This window comes from Tritonibacter horizontis (assembly GCF_001518015.1).
Classification (GTDB): Bacteria; Pseudomonadota; Alphaproteobacteria; order Rhodobacterales; family Rhodobacteraceae; genus Epibacterium; species Epibacterium horizontis.
Genome location: NZ_LPUY01000008.1, coordinates 246,142 through 259,818 on the forward strand (window position 1 = coordinate 246,142; position 13,677 = coordinate 259,818).

A 13,677-nucleotide genomic window follows, 5' to 3' on the forward strand; every position below is an offset into this window, starting at 1 on the left:
CCGCTTGTCGAAGTTTTTTGCGATAGCCCATTCCCAAAGCGGCGATCCCCCCGCTAAGCTCGCGCCAATCAGGGAGTTCCCGCATCATGAAACTGTTTTATTCCCCCGCCTCTCCCTTTGTCCGCAAAGTGGTTCTGGTCCTGCACGAGACCGGTCAGACCGAGGATGTGGAGTTGCTGCAGGTCAGCACAACCGTAACCGAACAGGATGCGGCACTGGCGGCCAGCAACCCCTTGGCCAAGATCCCGGCATTGCTGCGCGACAGCGGTCCGACATTATATGACAGCCGGGTGATCTGCGAATTCCTCGACCACCGGGCGGGGGGCGCGCTTTATAAAGGCGGCTGGGACATGAAGGTTCTGGAGGCCACAGCGGATGGGATCATGGATGCCGGCGTGTCCATGGCCTATGAAAAACGCCTGCGTCCGGTGGAAAAACAATGGGATGACTGGCTGGAAGGCCAGCGTCGCAAGATCCTCGGCGCGGTATCCGCCGTCGAAGCCCGGTGGATGCCGTCGCTGACCGGACCGGTCAACATTGGCCAGTTGGCGATGGCAGCGGCGCTTGGGTATATTGATTTTCGTCACCCGGATGCAGGGTGGCGTGCGGGCAATCCGCAGCTGACAGATTGGTTTGCGGCCTACGAATCGCGCCCGGCCATGCAGGCGACACGCCCGGATATCCTTTGACGCGGGGCTTCACCTGCTCTTAAACCGGAAGTGGCAAATAGGACCTGCAACAGGCTCGACACAGGCGCAGCAATGCAACGGTTCCGTGAAAGATACGCCTTTCGGGACGACATGCGCTGCTTTGACCGCTAGACGAACCCGGTTTGCATCGCTAGACACGCGGCTGAGTCACCGCGATCACGATGCGGTGTAAGCGCATGTTTGCCCTAAACGGGCGCTGGAATTGGAGAAAACCTCGTGTCCCACGCAGAAGACCACGAAGGAACCCGGAGAGATTTCCTCTACTACGCCACAGCTGGCGCAGGGGCAGTCACCGCGGGCGCCGCCGTTTGGCCCCTGGTCAACCAGATGAACCCTTCGGCCGATGTTCAGGCCCTGTCCTCCATCGTAGTGGATATCTCAGGCGTGGACGTTGGCACGCAAATTTCCGTCATGTTCCTCGGTAAGCCGGTGTTCATCCGCCGCCGCACCCAGGAAGAGATCGACCAGGCGCGGGCTGTCGAGATGCAGGATCTGATCGATTCGTCCTCGGAAAACCCGAACAAGCCGGGCACCGATGCGGCGGATCAAAACCGTACCCTCGACGAAAACGGCGAATGGCTGGTGATGATGGGTGTCTGTACCCACCTCGGCTGTGTGCCGCTTGGCGATGGCGCGGGCGAGTTCAACGGCTGGTTCTGCCCCTGTCACGGGTCCCACTACGACACCGCAGGCCGGATCCGCAAAGGTCCGGCGCCCGAGAACCTGCATATCCCGGTGGCCGAGTTCACCGACGAAACCACCATCAAGCTGGGATAAGGAGACGCGCGAATGGCTGGTATTCCGCACGACCATTACGAGCCGAAGACGGGCGCAGAAAAGTGGCTGAACAGCCGCCTGCCCATCGTCGGTCTGATCTACGACACCATCATGATCCCCACACCGAAGAACCTGAACTGGTGGTGGATCTGGGGCATCGTCCTGGCGTTCTGTCTGGCGCTGCAAATCGTCACCGGCATCGTGCTGGTGATGCATTACACGCCGCATGTTGATCTGGCCTTTGCCTCCGTTGAGCATATCATGCGCAACGTGAACGGCGGGTTCATGATCCGCTATCTGCACGCGAACGGCGCCTCGCTGTTCTTTGTTGCCGTCTATATCCACATCTTCCGCGGCCTGTTCTACGGCTCTTACAAGGCCCCGCGCGAGATCACCTGGATTGTCGGCATGCTGATCTATCTGATGATGATGGGCACCGCCTTCATGGGCTACGTTCTGCCCTGGGGTCAGATGTCCTTCTGGGGTGCGACCGTGATCACCGGCCTGTTCGGTGCGATCCCGCTGATCGGGGAGCCGATCCAGACCTGGCTGCTGGGCGGACCCGCGGTGGACAATGCGACGCTGAACCGTTTCTTCTCGCTGCACTATCTGCTGCCCTTCGTCATCGCGGCGCTGGTGATCGTGCATATCTGGGCCTTCCACACCACCGGCAACAACAACCCGACGGGTGTTGAGGTGCGTCGTGGCTCCAAGGAAGAAGCCAAGAAAGACACGCTGCCCTTCTGGCCGTATTTCGTGATCAAGGATTTCCTGGGTCTCGCCGTGGTGCTGCTGATCTTCTGGGCCATTGTCGGCTTCATGCCGAACTACCTTGGTCACCCGGACAACTACATCGAAGCCAACCCGCTGCAGACCCCTGCGCATATCGTCCCCGAATGGTACTTCCTGCCGTTCTACGCGATCCTGCGGGCGTTCACCTCCGAAGTCTGGATCGTGCAGTTCGCGTCCTTCGTGACCGGCGGCATCGTCGATGCGAAATTCTTCGGTGTTCTGGCGATGTTCGGTGCGATTGCGGTGATGGCGCTGGCGCCCTGGCTGGACACCTCTCGGGTGCGGTCGGGCAAGTATCGCCCGCAGTTCAAGTGGTGGTTCCTGCTGCTGGTCATCGACTTCTTCGCCCTGATGTGGCTGGGGGCCATGCCTGCAGAAGAACCCTATGCGTCCTTCTCGCTGATCGCCTCCGCCTACTGGTTTGGCTACTTCCTGGTGATCCTGCCGCTGCTTGGCGTGATCGAGAAACCGGATGCCATCCCCGCCACCATCGAAGAAGATTTCGACGCCCACTATGGCAAGAAATCCGAAGCTACTCCTGCTGAGTAAGAAGAAGGACAGCTACCCATGTTCAAGAACCTTGTAACCGGTGCTGCCTTTGCCCTGGCGCTCATCCCGGCCGTATCCTTTGCGGCTGGGGGCGAGGGCCACGTGGAGGATTTTGCCTTCTCGTTCGAAGGCCCCTTTGGCACCTACGACCAAAACCAGCTGCAGCGCGGTTTGCAGATCTTTACCGAGGTTTGCTCTGCCTGCCACGGGTTGAAGCAGGTTCCGCTGCGCACCCTCTCTGACGAGGGTGGCCCCGGCCTGCCCGAAGATCAGGTGCGTGCCTATGCGGCTGATAACTTCGAAGTATTTGACGCCGCGCTGGATGATTTCCGCCCGGCAACTCCGGTTGACCACTTTCCGGAAAACAACGGCGTTGGCGCGCCGGATCTGAGCCTGATGGCGAAGTCGCGCGCCGGGTTTCACGGGCCCTACGGCCTGGGTCTGAACCAGCTGTTCAAGGGCATGGGCGGTGCGGAATATATCGCGTCGCTGCTGTCCGGCTACACGGGTGAGACCAAAGAAGAAGCCGGCACCACCTTTTATGGCAACACCGCCTTCCCCGGTGGCTGGATCTCCATGGCACCGCCGCTCGCGGATGAGCAGGTGGAGTTCATTGACGGTCACGCCAACGATCTGCATCACCTGTCCGAGGATGTCTCGGCGTTCCTGATGTGGACAGCAGAGCCCAAGATGATGGCGCGCAAGCAAGCCGGTTTTGTCGGCGTGCTGTTCCTTGCCGTCCTTTCCGTGCTGCTCTACCTGACCAACAAGCGTATCTGGGCACCGCACAAGGGCAAAAAGACCGCCTGAACCCGGTGATCGACTGCTGAATCGCTGAGAATTGAAAGACCCCCGTGCCATAAGGTGCGGGGGTCTTTGTTTGTCGTGTCTCGGCCCTGCCGGGGTTTGGCGGGGCCTCGCGGGCCTGCAGTGGCGGCAGGGATCAGCCGGCGTCAAAGAAGGCTGAGACCGGGCGCGGTGGTTTCAGCGCCTCCAGCACGCGGGTCGCATTTGCTGTGACCGATGCCGCACCATCCACCGTGATGTCGTATGACAGCCCCCGGTGCACCTGCGCGAAGTCATGGGCAGCGCTGCCCTGTGGGCGGTCACCGCGTGCCGTTTCGCGCCGCTGCAGCTCCGCAAGGCCGGTCTGCACCCCGACAAAGAGGAGGTCCTGCCCGGCGAGCAGTGTTTGCAGCTCTGTCCGCCAGCCTGCGGTATCGAGGATATGTTCGAGGATCAGGTCATTGCCCGCCTCCGCGAACCCGGCCACGGCGCGATGAAACCCGGAAAAGAAGGCCGGTCGCGCCGCTTGCCAATTGGGATAGGCGGCACGATCCCAGGCCCCGCTGTCGCGCAGATGGTCGATAGAGAGGTGCAGAAAGGGCCGGTCCGCCTGTTTGCGCAACTCCCGCGCCAGTGTCGATTTGCCGCTGCTCGAGGCGCCGTGGAGGAAGAGGATGAGCGCCATCGCTTCCGTCCGGTCCCCGGGGTCAGGCGACCAGCTGAGTCGCGGTTCTGCCGGTGATCTGTGTGGCGATCAGGGCGCCCTCGGTCTGTGGCACGGCAAAGCTGACTTCGGTGAATTGTTCGGTGCGCCCCATATGCGGGTTTTCCATCAAAACGGAATGTTGGCGTCCCACTTGCGCCGCAAGATGGCGATCCACCTGGGCATCGCCGGCCGCGCGCAATTGCGCCGCGCGTTCCTTGATCACCGATCCGTTCACCTGCGACGGAATCTTGGCCGCCGGGGTGCCCTCACGTTTGGAGTAGGGAAAGACATGCAGCCACGTCAGGTCGCATTCGGTGACCAGTTTCAGCGAGTTTGCAAAATGGGCGTCGGTCTCGGTCGGGAAGCCGGCAATGATGTCGGCCCCAAAAGTCATGTCGGGCCGCAAACGTCGCGCGTCCTCGACAAAGCGGATGGCATCATCGCGCAGGTGGCGCCGCTTCATCCGCTTCAGAATCATGTCGTCGCCATGTTGCAGCGACAGATGCAGATGCGGCATCAGGCGAGATTCGGTTGCGATGGCTTGCATCAGGTTCTCGTCCACCTCGATCGAATCGATGGACGAAATACGCAGCCGTCGCAGGTCTGGCACCAGTTTCAGGATCCGCATCACCAGATCACCGAGTTTCGGCGTGGCGGGCAGGTCTGCCCCCCAGCTGGTCAGGTCGACACCGGTCAACACCACCTCGTTAAAGCCCTTGTCGACCAGACGTTTGATCTGGTCCACGACGACACCGGCGGGCACGGAACGGGAATTGCCGCGCCCGTAGGGAATGATGCAGAAGGTGCAGCGATGGTCGCAGCCGTTTTGCACCTGCACATAGGCGCGGCTGCGGGTGCCGAACCCGTCGATCAGATGACTCGCGGTCTCGGTCACCGACATGATGTCATCGACCAGCACCTTTTCGGTGGCGCCGATGAAATCCGGACCGCGCGCCATGCGTTGCCAGGTCTCGGGCTGCATCTTCTCGGTGTTGCCGATAACCTGTGTGACCTCTTCCATCGCGGCAAAGGTTTCCGGTTCGGTCTGGGCGGCACAGCCGGTGACGATGATCGGCGCATCCGGGTTGTCGCGGCGCAGCTTGCGGATTTCCTGACGCGCCTTGCGCACCGCCTCGGCGGTCACCGCGCAGGTGTTCACGACCACGGCGTTTTGCAGCCCGGCCTGGCGGCTGAGTTCCTTCATCGCTTCGGTCTCATAGGCATTGAGACGACAGCCGAGGGTGGTGAACTTGGGGGCGTTGGTCATTGACCGAGGCTTTCGAGGAATTGACGGGTAAAGCTGCCAGAGGCCACATGCATGGTCTCGCCGGTCATCCAGACGCCATCCTCGCGCCAATCTATCCAGAGGGTGCCACCATCCAGGTCAATGCGGACCTTGCGCCCTGTCAGGCCCTTGCGGGCGGCCGCGACAGCGGTGGCGCAGGACGATGAGCCAGAGGCCAGGGTGATGCCCACACCGCGTTCCCAGACGCGCATGCGCAGGTGATCCGGCCCGACGAGATGGGCGATCTGCACATTGGTGCGCTGGGGATAGAGTGGATGATGCTCGTAGCGGGGGCCGAACTCTTCCAGTGGAATAACGTCGGCATCCTCGACAAAGAAAGTGCAGTGCGGATTGCCCATTCCGGTTGCCGTCGGTCCACCCTCGATCGGCAGTTCGAGCGTATCCATTTCCTCTGCCAGCGGAATTTCGTTCCAATCGAGCTGCGGCGGGCCCATGTTGACAGCTGTCAACCCATGGCCGGCCTCCTGCGCGCGCAGATCGCCGCGATCCGTGGTCAGATGCAGCGCGGTCTTGCCGGTTTCGTCGATCAGATGCCGGGCAATGCAGCGCGTGGCGTTGCCACAGGCGGCGGAGGTGGACCCATCGGCGTTGTAAAAGGTCAGATGTGCGTCCGCGTCGCTATCGGGCCGCGCGTTTGAGATGATAGCCAGCTGATCAAAGCCCAGCCCGAACCGGCGATGAGCGATTCCCCTGGCCATGGCTGTGGTGATCTCAAGTTGGGCAGCACGGGAATCAACGACAACAAAGTCGTTTCCAAGCCCATGCATTTTCATGAACGGCAACATCTGAGGGTCTCTTTGGGAGGTCATGGGCCGCATATAGACCTGCGGCGATAATGAATCCAGAGATTGCTGCGAAAACTTTGAAAAATGGGGTTGACCCCCTTTGGCCTTGGCCGTAGAAGCCCCCCCTATCGGAACGGTACGGTCGCCAAGATCGCATGGTTCTGGCCCGAAATAAGCGCTTGATCTTCTAAGATTAATCCGCTCTAAGGGCGATCCGCGAAGACCGGTTTAAGTCTTCACCAGAGAGTGGGCCGTTAGCTCAGTTGGTAGAGCAACTGACTTTTAATCAGTGGGTCGCAGGTTCGAATCCTGCACGGCTCACCACTCAAATCAATGACTTAAACAGCTTTCGGGCTTGTTGGGTGTTTCGGTATTGGATCGTTTGTATTCCGAATGGTCCGGTTATCCGCGCCCTTGCCAAAGCTTCACCCCGGTGTTGACTGAGTCGGAGCGCGGCCACGAGTATCTCCTTGTGGTGTTGATTTCCTGGTGCTGGGCCGCATCGCGCAGCAGGTAAGGATCCGTGCAAAGATCCTTTGCTTCCGTCACGGCACCCGCCCTGATGCCCATCATCCACAGATCCGTCGGCAGACCAGCCCGCGCTCGGTGCCGTGCCTGAGCGGCGACACTCTGGATAAAACGGACATCGACATATTTCCGTCGATGTCCGCTCTGGCTGACTTACACTTTGCAAATAGAGTTTCCGCCATCCGCGATCATGGCGCTGCCAGTCACAAAAGATGCGCTGTCAGAGAGCAAGAACAGTGCCGCCTGTGCGATTTCTGACGGCTCTGCCATCCGCTTGAGCGCGTGGAAACCGCGTACGACCTCGTGAAAACCAGCGTCTTCGCCTGCCATTGGCGTCATGGTGCCCCCTGGAAGGAGGGCGTTTACACGGATATTTTCCGTGCCGTGCTCTGCCGCCAGCACTTGTGTCAGGCCGACAAGGCCGGACTTTGACGCGGCATAGGCTGCCATGCCGGGCAACCCTATTGTGTGTCCCACAAATGAGGACGTGAAAACGATAGACCCGCCACCATTTTCGCGCAGTGCAGGTATCTGGTATTTTGCCGCGTAAAAACTGCTGCTCAAGTTTACGGCCATAACATCATGCCAGTTGCTGGTTTTCATGTCAGGGACGGGCGCCATATCTCCCATCATTCCGGCATTGTTGAATGCGCCGTCGAGGCCGCCGAAATTCTGCTGAGCACAACGCACCAGGGCCGCCGCATAGGTCTCATCACTCACGTCACCGGGAAGGCAAACAGCGTTGCCGTTGCTTTGTGTGATCTGCCCAACCAACTGATCCAGTTCAGCTTTCCTGCGGGCTCCGAGCACGACATTGGCCCCTTTTGAGGCGAGCAGAAGTGCAGTTGCTGCCCCAATCCCGCTGCTCGCTCCGGTTACGATGATGGTTTTGTCTTTGAGTTCCATTTTTTTGCCTTTCGATGATTGGACATTGATCGACTAGGGCATTGCTCGGCGGTCCAGCGACCCGTTTCTTGCGCTAGCGGGACGCGACCAGGGCAATGCGCAAGAAACGGGTCCGCACCTGGGGCGTGCTGTCACACTCCTGTGACGAACTTCCATTAGCCAGCGGTGGAAACGTTTTCACATGGATGAATCGCGTGAGCACGAGGCAGAAGATCACGATCAAGGACGTCGCACGCGAGGCCGGTTGCGGCATCGCGACGGCCAGCAGGGTGCTCAACCGTTCCGGCCCGGCCAGCGCCGAGGTGCGCGAACGGGTGGAGAAGGCGGCGGGCGAACTGGGGTTTTCCTTCAGCGCCATCGGGCGAGCCCTGCAGAGCAGCAGGAGCATGACGATAGGATGCCTTGTACCCTCGCTCGCCAACCCCGTCTTTGCCGAGGCGGTTCAGGGCGTGCAGGAGGCGCTGACGGGTAGCGGATATCAGCTTCTGATCGCAAGCTCGAACTATGACGAAAATGCCGACAACGACGCCATTGCAACCCTGCTGGCGAAAGAGGTGGACGGCCTGATCGTCACCATGGCTGCGCCGGACAGCAGCGTCATGCTGAAGCGTGCGCGCCAGCGCGGGACGCCGGTATCGCTCATGTTCCATGACCCGATTGATGGGCTGCCCACCGCCCATGTGGACAATTTCGAAGCCGCCCGTGAGGTCGCACGCCGATTTGCCGACCTGGGCCACAGGCGCACGGCTTTTCTGGCGCTGCGCTTTGCCACCTCGGATCGGTCGCGAAACCGCTATGCCGGTTTCCATGCCGAATGCCGGGCTCGCGGCCTGCCGGATCCTGCGCTGATCGAGTTGAGCGAGGCAGAGGCCAACACGCCTGAGCTTTTGTCCAGCATCCTCGCCACGCTCGACGGGTTGAGCGCAGTCTTCGCCTCGAACGATTTTCTCGCGATTGCGGTACAGAAAGCCGCGCAGCTGATGGGCAAGCGCGTTCCCCGTGATCTTTCGGTGGTCGGGTTCGATGGCATTGAAATCGGACGCCTGCTCGAGGTGCCGCTGACGACAATCGAAACCGCGCCGGATGCCATGGGGCGTCAGGCCGCGCGAACCTTGCTGGACCTGATGCAAGGGGGGGCGTGCATCCAGCAGCCGCCCTTGCCCTTTAATTTTCGCGCGGGGGGCACACTTGCTCCTCCTCGCGTGGAAAGCCGCGACGACGACCAGGGTGCCACCTGGCCGCCGTCCGTTCACTCGCTCAAGACCGATCTCAAACAAGGATGAACCAATGAAACATACCGTTCTTTCGGCGTTCTTCGCAACCGCGATCGCCGGTCCCGCTCTGGCCGAGGATGCCATCTGCTACAACTGCCCGCCGCAATGGGCGGATTGGGCCTCGATGCTCGAAGCTATCGACGAGACGCTCGACATCCAGATGCCGCACGACAACAAGAACTCGGGTCAGACCCTCAGCCAGCTTCTGGCAGAACGCGCGTCGCCAGTGGCCGACGTGGCCTATTACGGTGTGACCACCGGCATCAAAGCAGGCACCGAAGGCGTCGTCCAACCCTATAAACCCGAAGGTTTCGACGACATCCCCGAAGGCCTGAAGGACCCTGAGGGCAAGTGGTTCGCCATCCATTACGGCACCCTGGGCCTGTTCGTGAACGTCGATGCGCTGGCCGGGGCACCGGTGCCGCAATGCTGGGCAGACCTGGCCAAGCCGGAGTACCGCGGCATGGTGGGATATCTCGATCCGTCCTCTGCCTTCGTGGGCTATGCGGGCGCCGTGGCGGTGAACCTGGCCAACGGCGGGGATTTGGGCAATTTCGATCCGGCCATCGAATATTTCAACACCCTGGGCGAGAACGATCCGATCGTGCCGAAACAGACGTCTTATGCGCGCGTCGTCTCTGGCGAGATCCCGATCCTGTTCGACTACGACTTCAACGCCTATCGTGGCAAATACGAGGAAGACGGCAATTTTGAATTCGTGCTGCCCTGCGAAGGCTCGGTGCGTGTGCCCTATGTCATGAGCCTCGTGGCCGGCGCACCGAACGAGGCGGCTGGCAAGCGCGTGCTGGACTTCATCCTGTCGGACGAGGGTCAAGCGATCTGGACCAACGCCTACCTGCAACCGGCCCGCCCGGTCGATCTGCCGGCAGAGGTGGCCGAGAAGTTCCTGCCTGCTTCCGACTACGAGCGGGCCGTGGCGGTCGACTACGCCGAGATGGAGCGCGCACAGGCTGCATTCGGTGAGCGCTACCTCAACGACGTCAAGTAACCGGCATCGGTGAGCCGGGCAGGGAGATCTCCCTGCCCGGTTTCTTGCGCATCGGACCCAAGATGACACAGCGACACTTCATATTCCTCTGCCTGTTGCCACTGGCGATCTTCACTCTGGCGTTTCTGGCGATCCCGCTCGGGCGGCTGATCCTTGCATCGCGCGAAAGCGAGGCAGGCTGGGGGATCTACCTTCAGATCCTGCAAACGCCGCGCTACCTGTCCACGCTGGTGCAGACGGTTGCGGTCTCGCTCGCCGTCACCGTCGCTGCGCTGGCGATTTCGACCACCGCCGGGCTGTTTCTGGTGCGCAATCGTTTCGCCGGGCGCAACGCGCTGTTGTCGATCCTGACCCTGCCGCTGGCCTTTCCCGGCGTTGTGGTGGGCTTCATGATCATCCTGCTCGGTGGCCGACAGGGTCTGGTGAACCAGCTGTTGCCCGGGCATTGGGTCTTTGCCTATTCGATCTTCGGGCTGTTCCTGGGGTATCTCTATTTCTCGATACCGCGGGTGCTGCTGACGGTCATGGCCGCCGCGGAAAAGATCGACCCCGCGCTTGAGGAAGCCGCGCGCACGCTCGGCGCCTCGCCGTGGCGGATCGTGACGGATGTGCTGCTGCCCGCGCTTGCGCCGGCGCTGATCGCGGCCGGTGCCATTGCTTTTGCCACTGCCATGGGGGCCTTTGGGACGGCCTTTACCCTGGCGACCGACATCGACGTGTTGCCGATGGTCATCTACACGGAATTCACCCTGTCGGCGAATATCGCCATGGCCTCGGCGCTGTCGGTGGTGCTGGGGGTGGTGACCTGGGCGATGCTGCTGATTGCGCGCAGCTTCTCGGGCAGCGCCGTGGCGGCAGGGGGCTGAACCGATGAGACATCTCTCCCGCCATATTCCGCTGCTTGTCACGCTGCTCGCCTGCGCCTTCCTGCTGATCCCGATCATCCAGTCGATTCTGGCCGGTCTGACCGTCAACTACTTCCGCGGTCTGTCCTCGGGCCTGACCCTGAAATGGATCGGTCAGGTCTGGGAGCTCTATGCTGACAGCATCTTCCTTTCGATCAAACTGGCACTGGCCTGCCTGGCCGGAACGCTGATCATCGGGGTGCCCGCAGCCTATGTGCTGGCGCGTAATCCGGGCCGGGCCACGCGCATGCTGGAAGAGTTCATCTCGTTGCCGCTGGCCATTCCCGGCCTCGCGTTGGCTCTGGCGCTGTTGCAACTCTTCGGCTCGTTTCATGGGTTCCGCACCAGCTGGACGTTTATCCTGGTTGGCCACATCCTCTATACGCTGCCCTTCATGGTCCGCTCTGTCGTGTCGGTGCTGGCCGCCATCGACCTGAAGACACTGGAAGAGGGGGCCGCCTCGCTGGGCGCGGGGCCAGCGCGACGTTTCATCGACGTGGTGGTGCCGAATGCCATGCCTGGCATCCTGGCCGGTGCACTGACCGTGGTCACGCTGTCCATCGGCGAGTTTAACCTGACCTGGATGCTACACACCCCCCACCTCAAGACACTGCCCGTTGGCCTCGCCGACAGCTATGCCTCCATGCGGCTCGAAGTGGCCTCGGCCTATACGCTGGTCTTCTTCGTGATGATCGTGCCGCTTTTGATGGCGATGCAATGGGCCAGCGCCCGCGCGCAAAGGATCATGAAATGACTCTGACACTCCGCAATATCGCCAAGACCTTTCCCGGCGGCACCACGGCACTGCGGCCCACCGACCTGGAAATCGCCAAGGGTGAGATCCTGTCTCTGCTCGGCCCCTCCGGTTGCGGGAAGTCCACCCTGCTGCGCATCATCGCCGGGCTCGAGACGCCGGACCCCGGTGCGTCCATCATCTTTGACGGCGAGGACGTCACCCAGCAGTCTGTCGAGCGCCGCAAAATCGGCATGGTGTTCCAGTCTTACGCGCTGTTTCCCAACATGTCGGTGCGCGGCAATATCGGCTATGGGCTAAAAATGCAGAAGCTGCCAAAGGCAGAGATCGCTGCGCGGGTGGCCGAGGTCATCGACCTCTGTCGCCTTGGGCACTACGCGGACCGCGCCATCACCGCGCTTTCGGGCGGCCAGAGGCAGCGTGTCGCGCTGGCCCGAGCGATGGCGCCGCGACCCCGCGTCCTGCTGCTGGACGAGCCGCTCTCGGCCCTAGACGCCGCGCTGCGGGGACAGCTGCGCGACGAGTTGGCCCTGCTTTTGCGACAGTTCGGGATCACCGCCATTTTTGTCACCCACGATCAGGACGAGGCCATGGCCATCGCGGATCGTGTGGCCGTGATGAGCCAGGGCGCGGTGGCGCAGATTGGCACGCCCGAAGCGCTCTATCGCAACCCTGCCACCAGCTTCGTGGCCCGCTTTGTCGGCGACGCCATGCCGCTGGAGGGGCAGGTCGAAGGTGCGCATCTTCAGCTTTTGGGCGGCATCCTGCGTCTGCCGAAGGTGGCGGGCGGCCAACAGGTGCTGGTCCGTGCCGAGGATGTGCGCATCGATCCGCAGGGACCTCTCACAGCCCGGGTCGAGACCGTGACCTTCCTTGGCACACATTATCGCATTTCGCTTGCAGGGGTGATGACGGGGCCGCTTTTCGCCCTGCATTCCGGTCTCAGCGCCCCACGGCCGGGGGATGAGGTCCGTCTCTCTATACCGCCCGAGGCGCTTTTGGTCCTGCCGAGGGAGGTGGCCGCCTGATGCCCGGTTTCATCCAGATCACTGACGCGCACATCGTGTCCCCCGGCGCGCTGGCCTACAGCCGATCCGATACCGCTGAAGCCCTGCGCCGCGCGGTCGAGACAATCAATGCCAAGCTGCCGCATTGGGGCGGGATCGATTGCGCGATCGTCACCGGTGACCTGACCGATCATGGCACGCCCGAAGAATACGCGCATTTCCTGTCGATCATGGACGAGCTGGCCCTGCCGTGGCTTGCCATTCCCGGCAACCATGATCAGCGTGACCCGATGCGCAAGGCCCTGGCAGGTGCGTCCTGGTTGCCCGATGCGGGCCCGCTGCACTGGGTCCGGGATTTCGGCCCCTTCTCGGTGATCGGGCTCGATACGCTTCTGGAAGGTGCTCATCACGGGATGCTTTGCGACGCAGGTATGGCGTTTCTCGACACCACGCTTTCGGCCATTGGCGATCAACCCGCCATCGTGGCCACCCACCACCCTTACATTCACACAGGCATTCCAGCGATGGATGCCGACAATCTGCGCAACGGTGCCGGGGTCATCGCGCGGCTTGAGGCGCATCCCGGACCGGTTCGCATGGTCTCTGGTCATGTTCACCGGGCGGTCGCGGGGCAGCTCGGGCGGGTGACCTGCCAGATCTCCCCGGCGACCTGCCATGCGGTTCTGACCGATCATCGGGCCGGGCTGGATCCCCACCTCGTGTTAGAGCCTGGCGCCGTCACGCTCCATCGATGGGTTGAGCAGCCCGGAGCGGGACTGGTTTCGGATGTTATCCCCACCGGCATATTCCCGGGGCCATGGCCATTTGAAGATTGACGTCGTCGTCGCAAGGAAAGGCAGTCGTCACCGTCGAATGACACGGG

The 13,677-nt window shown here is 61.7% G+C and carries 14 protein-coding genes and 1 tRNA gene; 11 read left to right on the plus strand and 4 right to left on the minus strand.

What is annotated here, in order from left to right:
• The first annotated feature begins 86 nt into the window (after nucleotides 1-86).
• The 4 genes from TRIHO_RS01480 to TRIHO_RS01495 all read left to right on the plus strand — a co-directional run bounded on the left by TRIHO_RS01480 (nucleotide 87) and on the right by TRIHO_RS01495 (nucleotide 3,638).
• Nucleotides 87-689, plus strand: a complete 603-nt coding sequence (locus TRIHO_RS01480) for a glutathione S-transferase (protein WP_068239661.1) — start codon at nucleotides 87-89, stop codon at nucleotides 687-689.
• Nucleotides 690-926: 237 nt separating this feature from the next.
• Nucleotides 927-1,487: a ubiquinol-cytochrome c reductase iron-sulfur subunit gene (gene petA / locus TRIHO_RS01485; RefSeq protein WP_068239664.1), complete on the plus strand. Its 561-nt coding sequence runs from the start codon at nucleotides 927-929 to the stop codon at nucleotides 1,485-1,487.
• A 12-nt stretch (nucleotides 1,488-1,499) separates the two neighbouring features.
• The gene (petB, locus tag TRIHO_RS01490; RefSeq protein ID WP_068239667.1) at nucleotides 1,500-2,828 is read left to right on the plus strand and encodes a cytochrome b; all 1,329 of its coding nucleotides are present in this window, start codon (nucleotides 1,500-1,502) and stop codon (nucleotides 2,826-2,828) included.
• Nucleotides 2,829-2,846: 18 nt separating this feature from the next.
• Nucleotides 2,847-3,638 carry a cytochrome c1 gene (locus tag TRIHO_RS01495; RefSeq protein ID WP_068239670.1) on the plus strand — a complete coding sequence of 264 codons (792 nt, stop codon included), beginning with the start codon at nucleotides 2,847-2,849 and terminating at the stop codon, nucleotides 3,636-3,638.
• Nucleotides 3,639-3,771: 133 nt separating this feature from the next.
• On the opposite strand, the gene TRIHO_RS01500 is transcribed toward TRIHO_RS01495, so the two are convergent.
• Genes TRIHO_RS01500 through dapF form a run of 3 tightly spaced genes read right to left on the minus strand, consistent with a single transcriptional unit; the run spans nucleotide 3,772 to nucleotide 6,411 of the window.
• A complete protein-coding gene (locus TRIHO_RS01500) occupies nucleotides 3,772-4,299 on the minus strand; it encodes a chloramphenicol phosphotransferase CPT family protein (RefSeq protein ID WP_068239673.1) in 528 nt (175 codons plus the stop codon).
• Between the two features lie 22 nt (nucleotides 4,300-4,321).
• A complete protein-coding gene (mtaB, locus tag TRIHO_RS01505) occupies nucleotides 4,322-5,587 on the minus strand; it encodes a tRNA (N(6)-L-threonylcarbamoyladenosine(37)-C(2))-methylthiotransferase MtaB (protein ID WP_068239676.1) in 1,266 nt (421 codons plus the stop codon).
• Nucleotides 5,584-6,411 (minus strand): diaminopimelate epimerase, encoded by an 828-nt coding sequence (gene dapF, locus TRIHO_RS01510; protein WP_408646152.1) that lies wholly within the window; start codon nucleotides 6,409-6,411, stop codon nucleotides 5,584-5,586. Before dapF ends, mtaB begins: the two co-directional genes overlap by 4 nt.
• Nucleotides 6,412-6,659: 248 nt before the next feature.
• Here dapF and TRIHO_RS01515 point away from each other — a divergent pair.
• A tRNA-Lys gene (locus TRIHO_RS01515) sits at nucleotides 6,660-6,735 on the plus strand.
• Nucleotides 6,736-7,092: 357 nt separating this feature from the next.
• On the opposite strand, the gene TRIHO_RS01520 is transcribed toward TRIHO_RS01515, so the two are convergent.
• Entirely contained in the window at nucleotides 7,093-7,845 is a 753-nt protein-coding gene (locus tag TRIHO_RS01520) for an SDR family oxidoreductase (RefSeq protein ID WP_068239682.1), read from the minus strand.
• Nucleotides 7,846-7,940: 95 nt separating this feature from the next.
• Here TRIHO_RS01520 and TRIHO_RS01525 point away from each other — a divergent pair, with 95 nt between their 5' ends.
• From TRIHO_RS01525 to TRIHO_RS01550, 6 genes are all read left to right on the plus strand, one after another.
• A complete protein-coding gene (locus tag TRIHO_RS01525) occupies nucleotides 7,941-9,128 on the plus strand; it encodes a LacI family DNA-binding transcriptional regulator (protein ID WP_232367674.1) in 1,188 nt (395 codons plus the stop codon).
• Between the two features lie 4 nt (nucleotides 9,129-9,132).
• Nucleotides 9,133-10,128, plus strand: coding sequence for an ABC transporter substrate-binding protein (locus tag TRIHO_RS01530; protein ID WP_068239688.1), 996 nt, complete (start codon nucleotides 9,133-9,135; stop codon nucleotides 10,126-10,128).
• A gap of 62 nt (nucleotides 10,129-10,190) precedes the next feature.
• Nucleotides 10,191-10,994, plus strand: coding sequence for an ABC transporter permease (locus TRIHO_RS01535; RefSeq protein WP_068239946.1), 804 nt, complete (start codon nucleotides 10,191-10,193; stop codon nucleotides 10,992-10,994).
• Nucleotides 10,995-10,998: 4 nt separating this feature from the next.
• Complete coding sequence (locus TRIHO_RS01540; protein ID WP_068239691.1) at nucleotides 10,999-11,787, plus strand: ABC transporter permease; 789 nt, start codon at nucleotides 10,999-11,001, stop codon at nucleotides 11,785-11,787.
• Complete coding sequence (locus tag TRIHO_RS01545; RefSeq protein WP_068239947.1) at nucleotides 11,784-12,815, plus strand: ABC transporter ATP-binding protein; 1,032 nt, start codon at nucleotides 11,784-11,786, stop codon at nucleotides 12,813-12,815. Before TRIHO_RS01540 ends, TRIHO_RS01545 begins: the two co-directional genes overlap by 4 nt.
• Nucleotides 12,815-13,630 (plus strand): phosphodiesterase, encoded by an 816-nt coding sequence (locus TRIHO_RS01550; RefSeq protein ID WP_068239693.1) that lies wholly within the window; start codon nucleotides 12,815-12,817, stop codon nucleotides 13,628-13,630. The genes TRIHO_RS01545 and TRIHO_RS01550 overlap by 1 nt, the downstream gene beginning before the upstream one ends.
• Nucleotides 13,631-13,677 lie beyond the last annotated feature (47 nt).